Source organism: Paraburkholderia sediminicola (assembly GCF_046030555.1).
Taxonomy (GTDB): Bacteria; Pseudomonadota; Gammaproteobacteria; order Burkholderiales; family Burkholderiaceae; genus Paraburkholderia; species Paraburkholderia sediminicola_E.
Genome location: NZ_JAQQCH010000017.1, coordinates 85,822 through 104,201 on the forward strand (window position 1 = coordinate 85,822; position 18,380 = coordinate 104,201).

At 58.0% G+C, this 18,380-nt stretch carries 15 protein-coding genes; 14 read left to right on the top strand and 1 reads right to left on the bottom strand.

The genetic code is table 11. The annotated features are described in order from the left end of the window. Positions 1-3: 3 nt before the first annotated feature. From rfbD to PQQ52_RS23280, 14 genes are all read left to right on the top strand, one after another. Positions 4-930, top strand: a complete 927-nt coding sequence (gene rfbD, locus PQQ52_RS23215; protein ID WP_408216395.1) for a dTDP-4-dehydrorhamnose reductase — start codon at positions 4-6, stop codon at positions 928-930. 246 nt (positions 931-1,176) lie between these two features. Next, positions 1,177-2,592, top strand: coding sequence for a mannose-1-phosphate guanylyltransferase/mannose-6-phosphate isomerase (locus PQQ52_RS23220; protein ID WP_408216397.1), 1,416 nt, complete (start codon positions 1,177-1,179; stop codon positions 2,590-2,592). 1 nt (position 2,593) lies between these two features. Further along, on the top strand, positions 2,594-3,412 hold the full coding sequence (locus tag PQQ52_RS23225; protein ID WP_408216400.1) for an ABC transporter permease: 819 nt from the start codon (positions 2,594-2,596) through the stop codon (positions 3,410-3,412). A gap of 4 nt (positions 3,413-3,416) precedes the next feature. Continuing rightward, the gene (locus PQQ52_RS23230) at positions 3,417-4,193 is read left to right on the top strand and encodes an ABC transporter ATP-binding protein (RefSeq protein ID WP_408216402.1); all 777 of its coding nucleotides are present in this window, start codon (positions 3,417-3,419) and stop codon (positions 4,191-4,193) included. Positions 4,194-4,391: 198 nt separating this feature from the next. Next, positions 4,392-5,774 carry a phenylacetate--CoA ligase family protein gene (locus PQQ52_RS23235; RefSeq protein ID WP_408216404.1) on the top strand — a complete coding sequence of 461 codons (1,383 nt, stop codon included), beginning with the start codon at positions 4,392-4,394 and terminating at the stop codon, positions 5,772-5,774. Further along, the gene (locus PQQ52_RS23240; RefSeq protein ID WP_408216407.1) at positions 5,771-7,348 is read left to right on the top strand and encodes a polysaccharide deacetylase family protein; all 1,578 of its coding nucleotides are present in this window, start codon (positions 5,771-5,773) and stop codon (positions 7,346-7,348) included. The genes PQQ52_RS23235 and PQQ52_RS23240 overlap by 4 nt, the downstream gene beginning before the upstream one ends. Beyond that, positions 7,345-8,466, top strand: a complete 1,122-nt coding sequence (gene wecB, locus PQQ52_RS23245) for a non-hydrolyzing UDP-N-acetylglucosamine 2-epimerase (protein WP_408216410.1) — start codon at positions 7,345-7,347, stop codon at positions 8,464-8,466. The genes PQQ52_RS23240 and wecB overlap by 4 nt, the downstream gene beginning before the upstream one ends. Next, positions 8,459-9,718, top strand: coding sequence for a glycosyltransferase (locus tag PQQ52_RS23250; protein ID WP_408216411.1), 1,260 nt, complete (start codon positions 8,459-8,461; stop codon positions 9,716-9,718). The genes wecB and PQQ52_RS23250 overlap by 8 nt, the downstream gene beginning before the upstream one ends. Next, positions 9,715-10,845: a glycosyltransferase gene (locus tag PQQ52_RS23255; RefSeq protein ID WP_408216413.1), complete on the top strand. Its 1,131-nt coding sequence runs from the start codon at positions 9,715-9,717 to the stop codon at positions 10,843-10,845. Before PQQ52_RS23250 ends, PQQ52_RS23255 begins: the two co-directional genes overlap by 4 nt. Before the next feature lie 354 nt (positions 10,846-11,199). After that, on the top strand, positions 11,200-12,240 hold the full coding sequence (locus tag PQQ52_RS23260; RefSeq protein WP_408216416.1) for a glycosyltransferase family 2 protein: 1,041 nt from the start codon (positions 11,200-11,202) through the stop codon (positions 12,238-12,240). 82 nt (positions 12,241-12,322) lie between these two features. After that, on the top strand, positions 12,323-12,673 hold the full coding sequence (locus tag PQQ52_RS23265) for a DMT family transporter (protein WP_169489029.1): 351 nt from the start codon (positions 12,323-12,325) through the stop codon (positions 12,671-12,673). 145 nt (positions 12,674-12,818) lie between these two features. Then, positions 12,819-15,305: a DUF7657 domain-containing protein gene (locus PQQ52_RS23270; protein WP_408216419.1), complete on the top strand. Its 2,487-nt coding sequence runs from the start codon at positions 12,819-12,821 to the stop codon at positions 15,303-15,305. Positions 15,306-15,387: 82 nt separating this feature from the next. Next, the gene (locus tag PQQ52_RS23275) at positions 15,388-16,341 is read left to right on the top strand and encodes a class I SAM-dependent methyltransferase (RefSeq protein WP_408216421.1); all 954 of its coding nucleotides are present in this window, start codon (positions 15,388-15,390) and stop codon (positions 16,339-16,341) included. Positions 16,342-16,686: 345 nt separating this feature from the next. Next, entirely contained in the window at positions 16,687-17,289 is a 603-nt protein-coding gene (locus PQQ52_RS23280) for a class I SAM-dependent methyltransferase (RefSeq protein WP_408216423.1), read from the top strand. Positions 17,290-17,609: 320 nt separating this feature from the next. On the opposite strand, the gene PQQ52_RS23285 is transcribed toward PQQ52_RS23280, so the two are convergent. Next, on the bottom strand, positions 17,610-18,368 hold the full coding sequence (locus tag PQQ52_RS23285; RefSeq protein WP_408216426.1) for a glycosyltransferase: 759 nt from the start codon (positions 18,366-18,368) through the stop codon (positions 17,610-17,612). Positions 18,369-18,380: the final 12 nt, after the last annotated feature.

Genomic DNA, 18,380 nt, shown 5'->3' on the forward strand with positions numbered 1-18,380 from the left:
CGCATGAGCGCACATGATGCCACGCGGACGATTCTCGTCACCGGTGTAAATGGCCAGGTTGGCTTCGAGCTCGCGCGTACGTTGCAAGGGCTCGGCAACGTGGTCGCAGTTGACCGCGCCACGCTGGATCTATCCAATCTGGATCAGGTCCGCGCGGTTGTTCGAGACGTGCGGCCTGCACTGATCGTCAACCCTGCGGCCTACACCGCGGTCGACAAGGCCGAAGAGGAATTCGATCTCGCCATGCGCATCAACGGCGAAGCGCCGGGCGTGCTGGCCGAAGAGGCGAAAAAGCTCGGTGCCGCGTTGATTCACTATTCGACCGATTACGTGTTCAACGGCGAGAAAGAGGGTGCCTACGTCGAAGACGATCCTACGGATCCTCAGAATGCGTACGGGCGCACCAAGCTTGCGGGTGAGCAGGCAATCGCTGCAACCGGCGTGAATCATCTGGTGCTCCGTACGAGCTGGGTCTACGGCACCCGCGGCAAGAATTTTTTGCTCACCATGCTGCGGCTCGGCGCCGATCGGCCCGAGTTGAAGGTCGTTGCCGACCAGTTCGGCGCGCCGACCTGGAGCAATACGATCGCGACGCTGACGGCGCATCTGAGCGCACAGGCTTTTGCCGCGGAAGACAGTGCGACCTGGTGGAATGAGCGCTCAGGCATCTATCACCTGTGCGCTGGCGACGCAACTTCGTGGCACGGCTTCGCGTCGGCCATTTTCGAACTCGCGGATCTGCCAAACCAACCGAAGGCACTGCCGATTCCGGCTTCCGACTATCCTACGCCGGCAAAGCGCCCATCCAATTCACGGATGTCGAACGAAAAACTGGCGCAGGTGTTCGGGCTTGCCGCGCCGCATTGGCGCGATGCCTTGAGGCTGTGCCTGACCGACGCCTTTCCGCGGTCGCCTGCCGCGCGTTCTTAACGCAAAGGACGCGCCTTGCCCGAAGCTACGCCACGGAGCGCGGTGGGTTGGCTGTCTGACGATAGTGAAAGGGGGCAGGGGTAGAATATCGTTCGGTCTGAAAGACTTGCGCCGTTCCGTTATCTGGGTCAAACGGGTTGCTGTTCAGGGCGCACGGACGGTTGCGCGACCCAGTGATTTTGTGGGTTGTGCTGATTATGCGTGGTCATGGCACTTCCGCAATAAATACGGTACTGAGGGGACGCTGTGAGTTTGTTACCGATCATTCTTTGTGGCGGGGCGGGTTCGAGACTGTGGCCGGTCTCGCGCGAGTCGCACCCGAAACCGTTCATCCGCCTCGCGGATGGCGAGAGCCTGCTGCAAAAGGCATTCTTGCGCGCGGTTGCGCTGCCGGGCGTGAAGGAAGTGCTCACGGTAACGAACCGCGATCTGTTCTTCAAGACCGAAGACGATTTCCGCGAGGTGAACACAAAAGGCTGTGCGACCTCGTTCATTCTCGAACCGTTCGGTCGCAACACGGCTGCCGCGATTGCCACGGCGGCATTGCATACGGCGAAAGTGCACGGGGACAAGACGGTCATGCTGGTGCTGGCAGCCGATCACCTGATTGGCGACCAGCAGGCGTTCGCCGTCGCTGTGGCGGCTGCGCAGAAGCTGGCGCTGGCGGGCAGGGTGGTGACGTTTGGCGTACATCCGGAGACGCCCGAGACCGGTTATGGCTACATCGAGGCTGATGGCGACAAGGTGGTGCGCTTTGTCGAGAAACCGTCGCTCGAGAAGGCCCGTGAGTACCTGGCCTCGGGCAGGTTCGTGTGGAACTCGGGCATGTTCTGCTTTACCGCCGGCACGATTTTGAAGGAAATGCAGCAGCATTGTCCTGAGATTCTCAGCGCGGCTGTCGAGTGCATGGAGAAGTCGCCCTCAGCCGAGGGCAAGGACGGTGCACAGGTTCGTCTTGAGCCGGGCTCTTTTGGCGCAGTGCCGGAGGTGTCGTTCGACTATGCGGTGATGGAGAAGTGTGAGCATGCCGCGGTGGTCCGTTGCGACATTGGCTGGACGGACGTCGGTTCGTGGACAGCACTTAGTGATCTCTCGCCGGCGGACGGTAGCGGAAATCGTGTCGAAGGCGAAGCACTGCTGCTCGACGTCAAGAACTGCTATTTGCGTGGCGGCGATCGGCTGATTGGCGCGGTGGGCGTCGAGAACCTGATCGTGATCGATACGCCGGACGCGCTGCTTATCGCGGATAAGGACCGGGCTCAGGACGTGAAGCAGATTTTTGCCGAACTCAAGTCGCGCGGTCACGAAACGTATAAGGTGCATCGTACGGTGCACCGGCCCTGGGGGACTTATTCGGTGCTCGAAGAAGGCCCTCGTTTCAAGATCAAGCGCATCGAGGTCAAGCCGGGCGCGAGTCTCAGCTTGCAGATGCATCATCATCGCAACGAGCATTGGGTAGTGGTCAGTGGCATGGCCAAGGTCGTGAACGGTGAGCAGGAACTGTTCGTATCGACCAATGAGTCGACCTACATCCCCGCGGGTCATAAACATCGCCTCGAAAATCCGGGCGTAGTCGAGCTCGTGATGATTGAAGTGCAGAGCGGCGAATATCTGGGCGAAGATGACATCGTCCGCTTTGAAGACATTTACGGACGTACTTGAGATGGATATTAGTTTTGTCAATGATACGGAAGACCTCACTCGTCATACTCAGAACGACGATCTGATCGTCGGGATGAAGTCGGTGCGGGTCTGGGGCACGCTGGGATGGCACGACATCCGGCAACGGTATCGTCGTTCGGTCATCGGTCCGTTCTGGTTTACCTTGAGCACCGTCATTATGGTGCTGGTGCTCGGCGCGTTGTATTCGACGCTGCTACACCAGGAAATCTCCGACTATCTGCCGTACCTCGCCGTCGGGCTCGTGGTGTGGGCCTATCTGGCCTCGGTGGCCAATGAAGGGTGTGCGGCCTTCATCGGATCTGCTTATCTGATCAAGCAGATCCGTCTGCCGTTGACGATCCACGTGTGCCGGATTGCCTGGCGCAACTTCGTGATCATGTTGCACAGCCTTCCCGTGGTGGTCGTGTTGTTGCTGGCATTCGGCAAATGGCCGGGCTGGGAATTCCTGCTGGTGCCGTTCGGTCTGGCGATGCTGCTGTTGCACGGTGTATGGGTCGGTGTGACGCTCGGCGTGCTGTGCGCGCGCTTTCGCGACATCCCGCCGATCGTCACGAATCTGGTCCAGGTCGTGTTCTTTTTCACGCCCGTTATGTGGTCGCCGGAAATTCTGAAGAACCGTGCGTGGGTCGCTGAATACAACCCGCTTTATCATCTGATCGAAACAGTTCGCGCTCCGCTGACCGGTCGCCCAATGCACTGGGAATCGTGGGCTTGGTCGATTGGTTTGTTGGTAGTGGGTTTTGCCTTCGCGCAATTCCTGATGCAGCGTTTTCGTAATCGCGTTCCTTATTGGCTTTGATACCGTGAGTTCTTCATCGATTGTTGCTCGTAACATTTCCGTCGAATTTCCGATTTACGAGAACTCCCATCGCTCACTGAAAAAAGCGGTGCTCAATCTCACGACGGGTGGCCGGATCGGCCAGGATGCCGGTCGTCATGCGATCGTCAGAGCGATCGACGACCTCACCTTCAGCTTTACCGAAGGCGATCGCGTGGGTCTGATCGGTCACAACGGCTCGGGCAAGACCACGCTGCTGCGTACACTCTCGGGCGTGTACGCACCGGTGCGCGGCGAGCTCAAGGTGCACGGCAAGATTGCTTCACTGCTGGACGTGTCGATGGGCCTTGACCCGGACGCAACGGGCTTCGAAAACATCTATCTACGCGGCATTCTGGACGGTCTGAAGCCAGCGCGCATCCGCAGCAAGATCGACGAAATCGCTGATTTCAGCCAACTGGGTGACTACCTGAATCTGCCGGTGCGCACCTATTCGAGCGGGATGATGCTGCGTCTCGCGTTTGCCATTTCGACCAGCGTCGAAGCCGACATTCTGATCATGGACGAGTGGCTGAGCGTGGGTGATGCGGAGTTCAGCATCAAAGCGGCCGAGCGTCTCGAGAGCCTGGTCGGCAAGGCTTCAGTGTTGGTGGTTGCTTCGCACGATCCGAAGCTGGTGGCGCGGGTCTGCAACCGCAAAATTTCCATGGAGCACGGAAAGATGATCTCCGACGAGCCGATCGTCGCGCCTGAGCCTGACTCGGAACCCCTGGTCAGCAAATCGGCGCAATTACCGCACTGATACGGGAACGGGCGGTTGGCCACGGTCTTAGGGTCACCGCACCGCTCGATGCATGCGTTTAGACGGCGATACGGCGCCGGCCGCCGCGTCTCGATCGGGGGGCGGCGCGCCGAATCCAAACAATAACGCTGAAAGCGTGCGCGGTTCTGCGCAGTGCAATCGGCGCAGGCGACAAAGGCGCAACAAGGTTTGAATTTGATGCGAGCTAATCATCCATTTCTGCGGTACTCCGAGTCGTTGCTCGTGCGACAGCCGTTTCGCGCGCTCAAGGGCTTCGCGGGTGGCTATATCGCCTATCCGATTGCCGAGAGCCGCGAAAAGCGCAGCGTGCGTCCGAAAATCGAAGAATTGCGCCAACATTATGTGCTGCCGATGCCGGAGCGTCGCCGCATCGCGCTTGAGCGGTTGGTCGACATCCTCAAATTCGCCGGCGCGCAGGTGCCGTACTACCGTGATCTGTTCCAGGCGAAGCAATTTGATCCTGCGAAGGTCAAACAAGACCCGCGTTATCTGGAGGAGCTTCCTTATCTGACGAAAGACATTATCCGCGAGCAGGGCGTACGACTGTATTCGGCGCCGCTCGAACAAACGCGGCATCATGTCTGCAAAACCGGCGGGTCGACAGGCCTGTCGTGCACGATCTACTACGATCAGGACGGTGCCGACTATTCATCGGCAGTCACGTTCTACGCCCGCGAGCGCATCGGCAAATTGCGTCACCGCTCCGAACTTCATTTTGCTTGTCGTTTCCCAGATCAGGCTATTCCGGAATGGCCGTCGCGCGAAGACTTCAAATGCTTCGCGATGAATCGAAGCAATATCTTCTTCGATCGGATCGACGACGAAGGCCTTGAGGAGATGTGGCAGACGCTTAAGCGGCGCAAACCCTATCTGGCGCATTCGCATCCGTCGACTATGTATGCGCTCGCTTGTTACGTGCAGCGCAAGTATGGCGGCGGCAACGCATTCCAGGTGTTTGAGTCGAGTGGCGAATTGCTCGAACCGCACGCGCGCGAAGTGATTGCGTCGGCGTTGCGTTGCCGGGTGATCGATCGCTACGGTCTTGCCGAACTCGGCGTGATGGCCTACGAACTCGATGGCCACGAAGACGGCTTTCAGATTCTCGAATCCGAAGGGTGGCCGGAAAGCCGCGTGTCGGAAGGCAATCCCGATGGTGCGCATGAACTTGTGTTCACCGGTTTCCGCAACCGGCTGATGCCGTTGATCCGCTACGCCACGGGCGACCTTGCGCGTGTGGAGGAAACCGCGAAAGGTTTTTTCCTGGCGGATGTTGTCGGGCGGATTCATGATGTCGTGCCGATCAACGGTGTAGCGCACCCCACGCACCATATCCAGGACATGCTCGATCACCGGGTCGGCGGCATTCAGGAATTTCAGATCGATTTGCGGACGACGCCGCCGACATTGCGCATCGTGCTCGAGCCTTGGGCGAATCCGGACGAAACAACCAGCAAGCTGCGCCACTATTGGCAGGATGCTTTCACGATTACCTTCGTCGGGCATGATGATCTGGTGCGCGTCGGCAGTCGAGCCAAGTTTCGTCATGTGGTGAGCGCATGATTGGCGTTCTGTTTGCAGACGCTTCGGCGACGGCCGGCCAATACGTGCTGGCCGCCGTGCGGCGGTCCGTCAGCGTGACCCAGGCGCTGCCGATTTCGCGCAGTGCTTTGCGCTCTATCGCGCCGTCCGTGATCGTTGCGGTCGATGTGCCGGACGAGTGGAGCCCAGATCTGCTCGAATGGTTGCGCGCTCAGCCTCGTAAGCTGATTCTCTTCGGCCGCGTGCCAGCCGCGCTCGCACGGCATCTGAACTATGAAACGGAAGCGTGGCCGCCGGAACTGGCCGCCGATAGCCGCAGCGAAGCCGCGCCGTCGCGTGAAGCGAGAGAGAGTCGTGCCGTGGTGCGCTATACGCATCTGGCGGAAGCATTGGGCGGGCACACGTGGGACCGGCCCTTCGAGCGCTTCGATTTCTCGGACGAATGGAACAACCTCGGCTACGGGCGCATTCGGCACGACGGCTCGATCTGGGCGATCGCGCAAGCGGGCCAGGTAGCAAGCGACGTGGAACTGGCGTCGGTACATGTCCCGGGCGGCCGCCGTTTTTCTTACGCGGCGCTTTGGGACGCGGACGCAGCAAGCATATTGTGGATCAACCGCCCAGTCGGGTCATGCGATTCGTTCGAATGGCGCATGGTCGAGAATTTCCTGTCGGCCTATCGCGCGCAAGCACTACCGTGTCAGCCGGTGTTGAGCGAGATTCCATGGGGTTACGACGCAGCCATTACCTCGCGGCTTGATTGCGACGAAAGCGTCGAGGCAGCGCGCCCGCTGTGGCAGGCGTACCAGCGCCTCGGCGTACCGTTCACGCTCGCTGTGCACACGCAGAATCTGACCCGGCCTGAGGAACGCCCGATCTTGTGGGAGCTGCTGGTGGACCAGGGGCAGGGCGCGGTGCTCTCGCATACAGCGACCCACGCGCCCAACTGGGGCGGCAGCTACGCCGCCGCCCTCGAAGAAGGCCGTCAATCGGCACAAGCGCTGCAGATCGTGACGGGCAATCCGGTGCGCTATGCGGTATCACCGTTTCACCAGTCGCCGCCCTATGCGTTGCGTGCGCTGGCTGACGCCGGCTATGAAGGCTGCATCGGAGGCATCATCCGCAACGATCCGGAGTTCGTGCTGGCGCGCGGCGGAACGCTTGCCGGCTTGCCGGAAGGCTTCGTCGGTCACAGCCAGCAATGCATGCTGCACGGCGATTGCATGCTCGCCGCGGGCGATCCGCTTGCCGTATTCAAGCGTGCTTTCGATCTCGCGTACGACACGCACACGTTGTTCGGCTATCTTGATCATCCGTTTTCGCCGCGCTACCAATACGGTTGGACAGACGAAGCGTCGCGTATTGAAGCACACGAGCAATTCATCGCGTACATCCGCAACCGCGCGCAAGCGCCGGTCTTCATGACAGAGGCGGGCGCGCTCGATTTCCTCCAGTTCAAGGCGCAGACGCAGGTGATCGAGGAGGACGGTGGGTTCCACGTCCTCGCGCCCACTGGCACGGCAGCACCCTATTCGCTCGGCGTCGAATTTCGCGGAGCCCGTGAGCAAGTCGAGTCAGGGAAACGATTGCAATGAAAGTCATGGTCGTAATGGGCACGCGGCCCGAGGTCATCAAGCTGGCGCCGGTCGTGCGGGCGTTGCGTGCCGAAGTCGATACCGTCGTCTGCGCGAGCGGTCAGCACAAGGACATGGCTGCGCAAGCGCTTGAGTTCTTCGGCATCGAACCGGACATTACGCTCGAGACGATGAGTCCCGGGCAATCGCTAAACGCTTTGTCGTCGCGTCTTTTGTCGGCGCTCGATCACGCGCTGGACCAGGTGCGCCCGGATTGGGTGATCGTGCAAGGCGATACGACCACGGCATTTTGCGCTGGTCTTGCCGCTTTTCATCGTGGGATTCCGGTTGGCCACGTCGAAGCCGGATTGCGCACCGGTGATCTCAAGAGCCCGTTCCCCGAGGAAGCGAATCGCACCCTGCTGAGCCGCATCACCGCACTGCACTTCGCGCCAACCGAGCTCGCGCGCCAAAGTCTGTTGAGCGAAGGTATTGCTGCGGAAAAAATCGTCGTCACCGGCAATACAGTGGTGGATGCGATTGCCGAAGTGCGCCGAAGCTGGGGCGTTACGCCCCCGGAAAGTCCGCTGCCGCCATGGACGGGCACCGAGCAGCAGCACATCCTCGTTACTTGTCATCGGCGCGAAAACTTCGGTGACGTGTTGCAAGACATTTGTCGCGTGTTGCGTGATCTTTGCCAGCGCTATAGCGATTACCGCTGGATTTTCCCGGTGCACCTGAATCCGGCCGTGCGTGAGCCGGTGCTGCGTGAACTGAATGGCATCCCTAATCTTGCTTTGATCGAACCGGTTGATTATCCGACCAGTCTCTATCTGATCAGCGGCAGTGCGGTCGTCGTTAGCGATTCCGGCGGCATTCAGGAAGAAGCGCCGACCTTCGGCGTGCCGGTCGTCGTGATGCGCAATCACACTGAGCGGCGCGAAGGCGTTGACGCAGGCTTTGCAACGCTGGCTGGGCAGGCGTCGGACAATATCGAGCGCGCGGTAGTGGGTTGGCTCGACGATCCGGCGCGTCGAGCGGCGCTGCGTAATCGCGCGAACCCTTACGGGGACGGGTTGGCCTCGCAGCGCATTCTCGATAGTCTGCTGGGCCGGCCGGTCGAGGTATTCAGTGGTTGAACGCAAGGACACGACGCCTGCCGCGCGAGACTGCGTGTTGTTTTCTACCGCCGACTGGGACGAACCGTATTGGACGAACAAACAGCATACGGCGAGCATTCTGGCCGCGCGCGGCTGGCGGGTGCTTTACGTGGAGAGCGTGGGTTTTCGCTCGCCCAAAGTCGGCAGCGGGCGCGACTGGGCCCGCCTGTGGCGCCGTCTGTGGCGCGGCATGCAGTCGCTCGTGATCGGGCCGCCGCAGCGCGCTGAAAACGTCTGGGTGCTGTCGCCGCTGATGGTGCCGGCCGGGCACCACCTGCCGTTCGTTCGCGCGCTGAACCAGGCGTTACTGCGTTTTTCCGTGGCCCGTTTCGCGAAGTCGCGGCGCTTCACGGATCCCGTCGTCTGGACTTATCACCCGTACATGCTCGATGCAATTGCGACGCTGCCGCGCGGGCCGCTCGTGTATCACTGCGTCGACGATATCGCGACGATTCCCGGCGTCGATGTGACAGCGTTTAATAATGCACAGCAGGCACTGCTCGCGCGTTGCGACGCAGTCTTCACGACTGCGAAATCGCTGCAGGAGACCTGCCTGCCGTATAACCCGAATACGCACTACTTCGGCAACGTGGTGGACGACGCGCACTTCGGGCAGGCACTTCGTCAAGCTGACCCGGTGCCGGCGGAACTCGCGGCGATTCCGGAACCCCGGCTCGTCTATCACGGTGTGCTGTCTGACTTCAAGATCGACTTCCCGCTGCTGTTGCAGACTGCGCAAACGCGGCCGGAATGGCACTGGATCATCATTGGCGAAGAGCGTGAAGGGCAGCGCAGTGGTCTGCTGGCGCAACTTGCGCGTTTGCCGAACGTGCATCTGTTCGGTTATCGCAGCTATCAAACTTTGCCGCAGTACTTGCGTGGCATGCAGGTCGGCGTATTACCGACCTTGCTGAACGAGTACACGCGCTCGATGTTTCCGATGAAATTTTACGAATACCTGGCCGCTGGCTTGCCGGTGGTGTCGACGCCGTTGGACTTTGCGAAGGAGCCGCGTGCGGGGCTCGAAGTGGGCGGTGACCCGAATGCCTTTATTGCCGCGATCGAAAAACAGCTTGCGCGCGGCAAGCTGAGCGTGGATGAGGCGCGGGCGGCGGTGGGCGACAACACGTGGGAGCGGCGGTTGGACAAGATGCTGCAGATCACGTTCAGGGGCCGTGGATCGGGCAACGGCGGCGTGCAACACCATCGCGGCGCGGAGGTGCGCACGTGAAAGTGGTTCATGTCTACCGCACCTACTTCCCCGATCCGCCAGGTGGCCTGCAGGAAGCGATCCGCCAGATCGCACTGTCGACCCGCGCATGCGGCGTCGAGCCGCGCATTCTGACTTTGTCGCCGACGCCCAGGCCAACGGAGATCGACTACCCTGAGGGGCGCGTCGTACGTGAGAAATCATGGGCGGCGCCTGCATCGTGTGATCTGGGCGGTCCGGGTGCCTTGATGAAGTATCGACAGATGGTCGATTGGGCCGATGTCGTGCATTTCCACTTTCCGTGGCCGTTCGCTGATGTATTGCATCTGCTCGGGCGCACGAAAAAACCGACAGTGATGACGTACCATTCGGACATCGTGCGACAGAAGGCGCTTGGTGCCGTGTACGGACCGTTGATGCGGCGCACGCTGCGCAGCATGTCCGCCGTGGTTGCAACTTCGCCTGCCTATGCGCAGACCAGTGAGGCACTGACGGAATGCGTGACGAAGGAGCGGCTGAAGACTATTCCGCTTGGCATCATTGATTACCGTGATGCGCCGTATCCCGTGGATGCGCAACGCGACATAGCGAACCGTCTCGGTCTTGCAGCAGACGAACCGTACTTTCTTGCCCTCGGCGTGTTGCGCTATTACAAAGGTCTGCACACGCTGATTGACGCCGCACGTCAGGTCGATGCGAAAATCGTGATCGCAGGTTCCGGGCCGGAGCGGGAGCGTCTGGCGGCTCAGGCGCAGCAAGCCGGCGCCACGAATGTCGTGTTTGCGGGACAGGTAACGCACGAAGAAAAGGTCGCTCTGCTCAGGGGATGTCGCGCGATGGTGCTACCGTCGCACTTGCGCTCAGAAGCGTTCGGCATGGTGTTGGTCGAGGCCGCCATGTTCGGCAAGCCAATGGTGTGCTGCGAGGTGGGATCCGGAACGTCCTACGTCAATCAACACGATGTGACGGGTTTTGTCGTCGCACCAGAACAGCCACGAGAATTGGCGCGGGCGATGAATACCTTGCTTGGCGACGATGCCTTGGTGGCACATATCGGGTCAGCGGCGCGCCGGCGATATGAAGCGTTGTTTTCGGGCGAGGCATTGGGTAAGGCGTATAGCACGCTGTATGACGACGTTGCGCGGTGAAGTCGCCGGCGGGGCGAAAGCGGAACGGCAGTGCGCGGCCTGTCTTAGCGAATTATTTCTACGACGAATCGGCGATCTCGCAGCGGAGAACTCTATCGGCCGACGACCTGAGGGCAATCACTGCCGCTATGGGACGCGTATACTGTGGCGTTTCCGGCGCCAGACGGGCAGGCACGCTACAACGGCGTGTGGATGACCTCCCCATGGAGGCTACTCGCTGCATTGCGAGGGCTTTTGCCCATAACTGCTAATGCCGATCACTGGCGAATAGACGTGCCTTGGCGCCCCGCATTTTTGCCGTACGGTCCGCTGACGCTTGTATTTCCGGTTCGGCATGACAAACACACGACACACATGAACTCAAGTATCTCGAATAAGCCTTCGTCGATTGCAGTCGTCATCCCGTGCTACAAAGTCCGCCCGCACATTCTTGGCGTGATCGCGAAGATCGGGCCGGAAGTCGACCGGATTTATGTGGTGGACGACTGCTGCCCCGAGAGTAGTGGCGACTTCGTTGCGAGCAATTGCACAGACCCGCGCGTCCGCGTCGTCCGGCATACGGTGAATCAGGGCGTCGGAGGGGCGGTGATGTCGGGGTATGCAGAAGCGATTGCCGGCGGAGCGGATGTGATCGTCAAGGTGGACGGTGACGGTCAAATGGACCCGGGTCTACTGCCACAATTTGTGTTGCCGATTGTCGATGGCTGGGCTGACTATACCAAGGGCAATCGTTTTTACGATCTGACGCATATCACCAGAATGCCGGCGATGCGCCTCGTCGGTAATGCCGGACTGTCGATCATGACCAAGATATCCACCGGCTATTGGACCATTTTCGACCCTACGAATGGCTATACGGCAATCAATGCGCGCGCGGCCGCGCATTTGCCTTTCGACCGGATCAGCCGGCGCTATTTTTTCGAAACGGACATGCTGTTTCGCCTGAACACGTTGCGAGCAGTTGTCGCGGATATTCCGATGGACGCGGTGTACGGAGACGAAAAATCCAACTTGAAAATAACGAGCGTTCTTTTTGAGTTTATGGGTAAACACGCAAAAAATTTCACGAAGCGGATTTTCTATAACTATTTCCTGCGTGACATGACCGCCGCTACATTTGAACTGATCATCGGCTTGATTCTGTTCATTTTTGGCGTTTGCTTTGGTACTGTTCATTGGATCAGTGCTCTGGCGTCCGCAACCCCGACACCTCTGGGAACGATCATGCTATCGGCATTGCCGGTGCTGATTGGTTTGCAGTTCCTGTTGGGATTTCTAAACTTCGACGTCGCGAACGTCCCGTCCCGTCCAATAAGCAAATTCCTGCCTTTCAACCCGCTCGAGGCGCGTGTGGAGTTACGCTCGAACGACGAGAAGCCAGAGCGATCCGAATAATGCAGCTTATGAGTGCCCCAGGCGTTCGGCGTGGGGCGCTGATGTGCTTCCTCTCACAACGATTGAATTACAACCTACGAGAATGACGCCTCTTCAAACAATTTGGGCCATCGCCTGCGCCTGCATCATCGCAATCGGACAAATCGCCTTCAAGAAGGCAGGTATGGAAGTGCAGAGTGCCGGCACTTGGTTTTCTCCGCGTGCTGTGCTGACGATCTTTTTCGCTCTTGCCATCTATGCAATCGCTACGTTGCTGTGGATTAACCTGTTGAGATTCGTGAATCTCAATAAGGCTTATTCATTCATGGCGCTGTGCTTCATCATTGTGCCGATCGCTAGCCACTTTGTGTTCAAGGAGACGGTGACGGCAGGATATGCGGTAGGCACTGCCCTCGTGGTTTTGGGTTTGGTAATCGCGACCCGCTTTGGTTAGTGGCACGCCTGAGTAGGCGATGTCCCCCTGACGGTCGGCTTGCCGGCCGCATCAGTGTGAGAGTTCATGGCAGTGCGCCGAAGTTGTCGAGCGTGTGTGACGTAGACTCCCATTCGCGCCGTAAGAACACTTTTATCCGACCAAGATGCGAAAGATTCTAAAAACAATCTGCCTGTTAGTGGCCTGCGTTGGTTTGTCGCCGGCGCATGCGGCAAACGATTCCTCGCAAACTTCGCGAGCGTTTCTGGATAGGGTGGAAGTCAACGCGCACGCTCGTACGATCACGTTATCTGGCTGGGCTGAGTCAACCCACGGCACCGCTGGAAATCTCAAGCTTCTTGTGTTTATCGGCCATGAGCAGGTTGCGACAGGGCAGGTTGACCGCTATGCGCGGCCCGACGTCGCAGCGGCGACCGGCCGACGTGACTGGCTCGATTCGGGGTGGACCGCCAACGTTCCCATCCCGGCCTCGCTGCCGCGGGGCGCGCGAAGCCTGCGCGTCAAAGTTCAGTTCGAGCATGACGGTGAGGTCGATTGCGTGCCGTCGAACCCAGCTTTCACTTCCCTGGTTGTTCATGCAGATACAGGGCGGTTCACGGCGACGAAGCTGACCGTTGTCGTGGGACTCGGCCTGCTCGTGCTGTGCTTTGTGTTCGCATCCCGCATCAGTCAGGCCTTGTCAGCGTGGATGCGCTGCGCGGTTGCTCCGGCAGCGCCCTTGGCAGTCGGAATCGTTGCCGGTTTCGCGACGTTCGTTGCGCTCGGCGTATCCGGCACGTCTTTGGGCATCACGGACGAAGATATTCCCATCGACGGCATTCAGACAACTGTGCTGGCCGGTCATAATGAGCAAATCAGAAGCGATGAGTGGCGCGTTCTCACGCCCATGTCGATTGGACAGACTCGCCACGTGCCGCCGTTTCCAATAGTCAATCGGAACCTCGGTCCCAACGGGCATAACATGCTGATTCCCGGAATGACGTCCGTTCCGGTACTTGGCGTGCCAGCGTTGGGCCGCCCCGCTACATGGGGCTACTTTGTTCTCCCGTTGCCGCAGGCATTGGCATGGCAATGGTGGATGCCGGCTTTCGGGTGCCTTCTCGCGCTTTGGGCATGTTTCTCGTTGTTGTTTCGGGCTCAGTGGCGTCTAGCGTTTTGCCTTTCACTTTGCTTCGTCATTTCGCCGTATGTGATTGCTTGGTCTTACTGGCCCGCCTATGTAACGATGTTCGCCGCATCCGCATTCTCGGCTTTCGTTGTCTTGTTGAGAGGATCCACGAGGTGGACGAAACCTTTGCTGGCTGTGCTCCTCGGTATCACGGCCTCTGGTTTCGTGCTTACCCTATACCCGGCGTGGCAAGTACCGCTTGGTTACCTGTTTGTCATGCTGCTTGCGGCCATTGTTATCCGTGACCGGAAGTCGATCATCTGGTCGCTAGGCGGGTTGATCTGGATCGCCGCCGGTTTGATGCTGGCCGGCGTAATTGTGGGCTTCTGGTGGATGGAGGCTAAGGACGCCGTGGCGGCGATGCTTGCCACCGTTTATCCGGGAAAGCGAATTGCGGTGCCAGGCGGCACCATAGATTCCTGGTATTTTGCACGAGGGTTTTCGAACTTTACGACCCTTAATGCGAACCTCAAGGATGCGTCCAATCAGAGCGAGGTTGCGTCGTTTCTTTACCTCACATTGCCAGCCATTTGCGGAACAATCGCTAACTGGAAATACCAACGAAAGAATCGTCCTGTTTTTTTTGCGCTGATCGCCTTTCTGGCACTCGCAACCTGGTACCAGTTCGTGGGTTTCCCTGTAGAACTAGCGCAATCGAGTCTGTGGGGCCGATCATTCCCGACCCGCGTGGACATCGCAACGGGACTTGCAGCGATTGCACTTATTGGCACGGCCTTCGCGCGAGATCCCAACACGGATGTCGTCGAAACATCGCAACGGGCGAGACAGATAGCCGCGATCGTTGTGGCCCTGTTGTGGGCGGCGTTCGTTTGGTTCAGTCTAAAGTCTGCGCCCGCAGTTATTCATGAGCTTCTGAGCCCCACGGCCGTGCTCGGCATGCTGGCCGCTGTTGCATGGTGTTCATACCTTCTTGCGGCCCGATTCTTCACGGGCTTTTTCCTGTCCTTCTTAGCGTTCCTTCTCTTCTCCGTGGCTTCCTTCAATCCGTGGGTTGCCCTCTCTGTTCCTTCGGTGGCTAGCGGTCACGTGACCATGAACTGTGACGTTGGAGAAGGGCGTACGCTCGTTATTGGTTCGAACGTTCCTGCGATGACGATGATGGCTTCCGGTTGCCCTGTGCTTAACGGAGTCTCTTACTATCCGCAGATGAAGTTGTGGGACGCTCTCGATCCGAAGAAGCAAAACGTGTTTTCATATAACCGCTATCAGCATCTATTCTTTAAGGTAGCGGATCTTCAGGGGGCAGCGGACCCTGTTGTCACCGTTCCGCAGGGTGACGTGATCAGCGTGAAGGTCGACGCACGTCATTTTGATTTTAGTCGCCTTCCGATTGAGTACGTAACCGTGAAGTCAGATGAGGCTTTGGACTTGCCGCTCAATCGGACACTGAAGCCGGCGCCCTCCTTGAGTCAGGATTGGCTGAGATTCAAGGTCGTGCGCTAGCTGGCTGAGAAGACTCGATTTGGAAGAGGGTACGCTGCGGAACGATGCAGCACTCAATATCTGATCAATGACGGAGATGACCATGTCGGGCGCGGATGAACTCAGTTTGCTAATCGCAAGACATCCAGAAGTTAGAGAGCTGGCTGCCGAGCGGGACCGGTATAAGGCGAAACTTCAGGCTTACGTGCCGCACTTCGTTGCGTTGGGTGATATCCCACCGGGACATTTCTACTCGCCAATACCTTCACTCGATGAAGTACGGCAGGAGGAAGCCAAACTGTTCGATACGACTCAGAAGGTGATGTCCGGTGTCAATTTGCGTGAACAGGAACAGCTTCGGTTGCTGGAGCAGTTCGCGGAGCGCTTTTATGGCGATATGCCGTTCCATGCGCATAAGGTCGACAACCTGCGCTACTATTTCGAAAACCCCATGTTTTCCTATGGCGACGGGATTGCACTTTATTCGATGATTCGCCATTTGAAGCCCCGGCGGATTGTAGAAGTGGGTTCTGGGTTTTCATCGGCAGTCGCGCTGGACACTAACGATCTATTCTTCGATGGTCAGATTCAGACAACATTTATTGAGCCATACAATGAGCGTTTACTCTCGCTGATCAATCAGCAGGATCAGGGTAAGGCAAAAATTGTCGAGTCCCGCGTGCAGGATGTCGATCTAGGCGTGTTTTCGACACTTGAGGAAAACGACATTCTCTTCGTCGATTCAACTCACGTGAGCAAGATCGGCAGCGATGTGAACAGATTATTCTTCGAAATTCTGCCGTCGCTGGCTAAGGGAGTGTACATCCATTTCCACGACATCTTCCTACCTTTCGAATATCCGCCGCAGTGGATCTATGAAGGTCGGGCGTGGAACGAAGCGTACCTCCTGCGGGCGTTCCTCCAATACAACCAGACCTTTCAGGTTGTGCTCATGAACGCCTTCATGGGGATGTTTCACGGCGCGTTTTTCCACGAAAAGATGCCGCTGTTCATGAAAAATACGGGCGGTAGTTTCTGGATAAGGAAGGTTGCGTAAGCGGAAACAGGATTGTCGACACGGCACCGCGAAAACACATGGCGGCCATGTCGTCAGTCGATTCGGGGGGGGGCTGAGCGCTGGAGAACGCGAGCGCGTCGGTGATGACCCTAGTTGAATAAGTTTCGCCGAAACGCGTGTTATATACATTCCGTTGCCTCACCAAAAATTACTTGGGAGATGTACATGGACAGAGATCTGGCGGGGCACCAGCCCTTTCTGGAGAACGCGGGCTACTGTCATTGCTGCCGATCTGCAGTTACTTTCCGATCGGAAAGTGACTGGTTGCGTGACAATTATCATTGTCTCAAATGCCATTCGATCCCGAGAAACCGGCATCTCCACATGGTTCTCGACACCAAATTCCTGGGATGGGAAAGCGCTGAAGTCCATGAGTGTTCGCCGGTCAACGACTTTACATCCAGGTATGCAAAGCGGTACACGCGATCGGTCTACGAGCCCGGCGTAGAGTTGGGTGGTATGTGTAATGGTGCCAGATGCGAAAATATTGAAGCGATGACCTTCCCGGGTGAATCGTTCGATCTTTTCATCACCGAGGACATTCTGGAGCACGTCTTTCGACCGGATCTCGCTATCGCCGAAATTATGCGAGTCTTACGCCCAGGCGGTGCCCACATCTTCACCGCCCCGAAGCAGAAATGGATCACCGATACGCGGCAGTGCGCTCAGCTAATCGATGGTGAAATCAAGCACTTGCTGGAGCCGCAATATCACTCCGCTGCGAATGGTGGGCGCTCGCTAGTAACGTGGGAATACGGCTACGATTTCGAACTACTACTCTGCGAGTGGGCAGGTTATGTCCCAGTCGAAACACACCGGCTCGTGGATCGTTCGAAAGGTATAGATGCGGAGTTCAACGAAGTATTCGTGATTCGAAAGCCATGTAATGACTCTGCGCATGCATGGAATCCTCGTCCGTTCGCCTAGTGCTGCTCGTCCCTTTCTCAGATCTGCACCGGCCCAATCCGGACACATGATCCGCATGCCTGGCATGTTCTGCATACTGGTCACAATGACAGTCGATGTTATAGGGGCAGCCGCGCAAACGACCAGATGGATTTCGATTGGATGTTTGGCGTGTTGATAGTCTATGCCGCTGCTAATTCTGTTGCGGCGGCGCATTAATAGCGGACACCGTCGTCTTGCGCTTATTCGGTGGTTGATGGCCGCATTTCGTTAGGGATCTGTGCGTGATCTTTGTCGCGCTGCTGGCTGAACGAGAATGACAGCCAACTATCTACGTCCGTCTATGCAGCGTCCTGCCCTTTGATCGACGTCATCGTTTGGTATTTCAGATTGAAGAATCCGCAATAAGCCGCGAACCACGGCATTAGCACGCGCGCATAGCCTTGAGTGTTGAAGCGTCTAAGCGAGCAATAGATTGGGCGGCGAATGTGCCCAAACACCTTGCCTTCCTTCTTCGCCAGGGCTTTCACGCGAATCAGAAAGTCCAGATTTTCTCCCAGCACGATCTGCTCGTTGTAGCCTTGGCTGCTGTCATAGAGACGGCGATGAACGTAGCTCTTTCCGAAGGGGCGGCGCAGAAAGACTTTGATGAGCTCGAGTATCCAGAACACAAAAAGTGCCCGTGCTTCCGCGACGTCCGGCATGGTGCGGATCGTACCGGCTACACTGTTCTTCGCGTGCATGGTGTAAGAAATATCGGAGAGAAAGGTCGGCGAGACGCGGTTGTCTGCATCGAGAAAGATCAGCGTGGTGCCTTTCGCGATATGTGCTCCTGAGTTGCGCGCGCATGACACGCCGGGTTCGTATTCGTGAACCAGGCGAACGTTCAATTTACGCATGTGACAAGCGAAGTCCCAGACAACCTCGTTCGTGTTGTCGGACGAATTGTTGTCGACTACGACGACCTCAAAATTTTCCGTCCCGATCGTTTGTGCCGATAAATCGTGCAACAGGTTCTCGATGTAGCCACTTTCGTTGTGACAGGGAATGACGACCGAAAAATCGAATGTGGCGGTATCCGCCGGACCTGAATGAGCCATGCTGTGTATCCA

Excerpts from the sequence above, each read along its gene's own strand:
- PQQ52_RS23235 (WP_408216404.1), top strand. The coding sequence starts at position 4,392 with ATGCGAGCTAATCATCCATTTCTGCGGTACTCCGAGTCGTTGCTCGTG.
- PQQ52_RS23275 (WP_408216421.1), top strand. The coding sequence starts at position 15,388 with ATGTCGGGCGCGGATGAACTCAGTTTGCTAATCGCAAGACATCCAGAA.
- PQQ52_RS23240 (WP_408216407.1), top strand. The coding sequence starts at position 5,771 with ATGATTGGCGTTCTGTTTGCAGACGCTTCGGCGACGGCCGGCCAATAC.
- PQQ52_RS23260 (WP_408216416.1), top strand. The coding sequence starts at position 11,200 with ATGAACTCAAGTATCTCGAATAAGCCTTCGTCGATTGCAGTCGTCATC.
- PQQ52_RS23265 (WP_169489029.1), top strand. The coding sequence starts at position 12,323 with ATGACGCCTCTTCAAACAATTTGGGCCATCGCCTGCGCCTGCATCATC.
- PQQ52_RS23280 (WP_408216423.1), top strand. The coding sequence starts at position 16,687 with ATGGTTCTCGACACCAAATTCCTGGGATGGGAAAGCGCTGAAGTCCAT.
- PQQ52_RS23285 (WP_408216426.1), bottom strand. The coding sequence starts at position 18,368 with ATGGCTCATTCAGGTCCGGCGGATACCGCCACATTCGATTTTTCGGTC.
- wecB (WP_408216410.1), top strand. The coding sequence starts at position 7,345 with ATGAAAGTCATGGTCGTAATGGGCACGCGGCCCGAGGTCATCAAGCTG.
- rfbD (WP_408216395.1), top strand. The coding sequence starts at position 4 with ATGAGCGCACATGATGCCACGCGGACGATTCTCGTCACCGGTGTAAAT.
- PQQ52_RS23270 (WP_408216419.1), top strand. The coding sequence starts at position 12,819 with ATGCGAAAGATTCTAAAAACAATCTGCCTGTTAGTGGCCTGCGTTGGT.
- PQQ52_RS23225 (WP_408216400.1), top strand. The coding sequence starts at position 2,594 with ATGGATATTAGTTTTGTCAATGATACGGAAGACCTCACTCGTCATACT.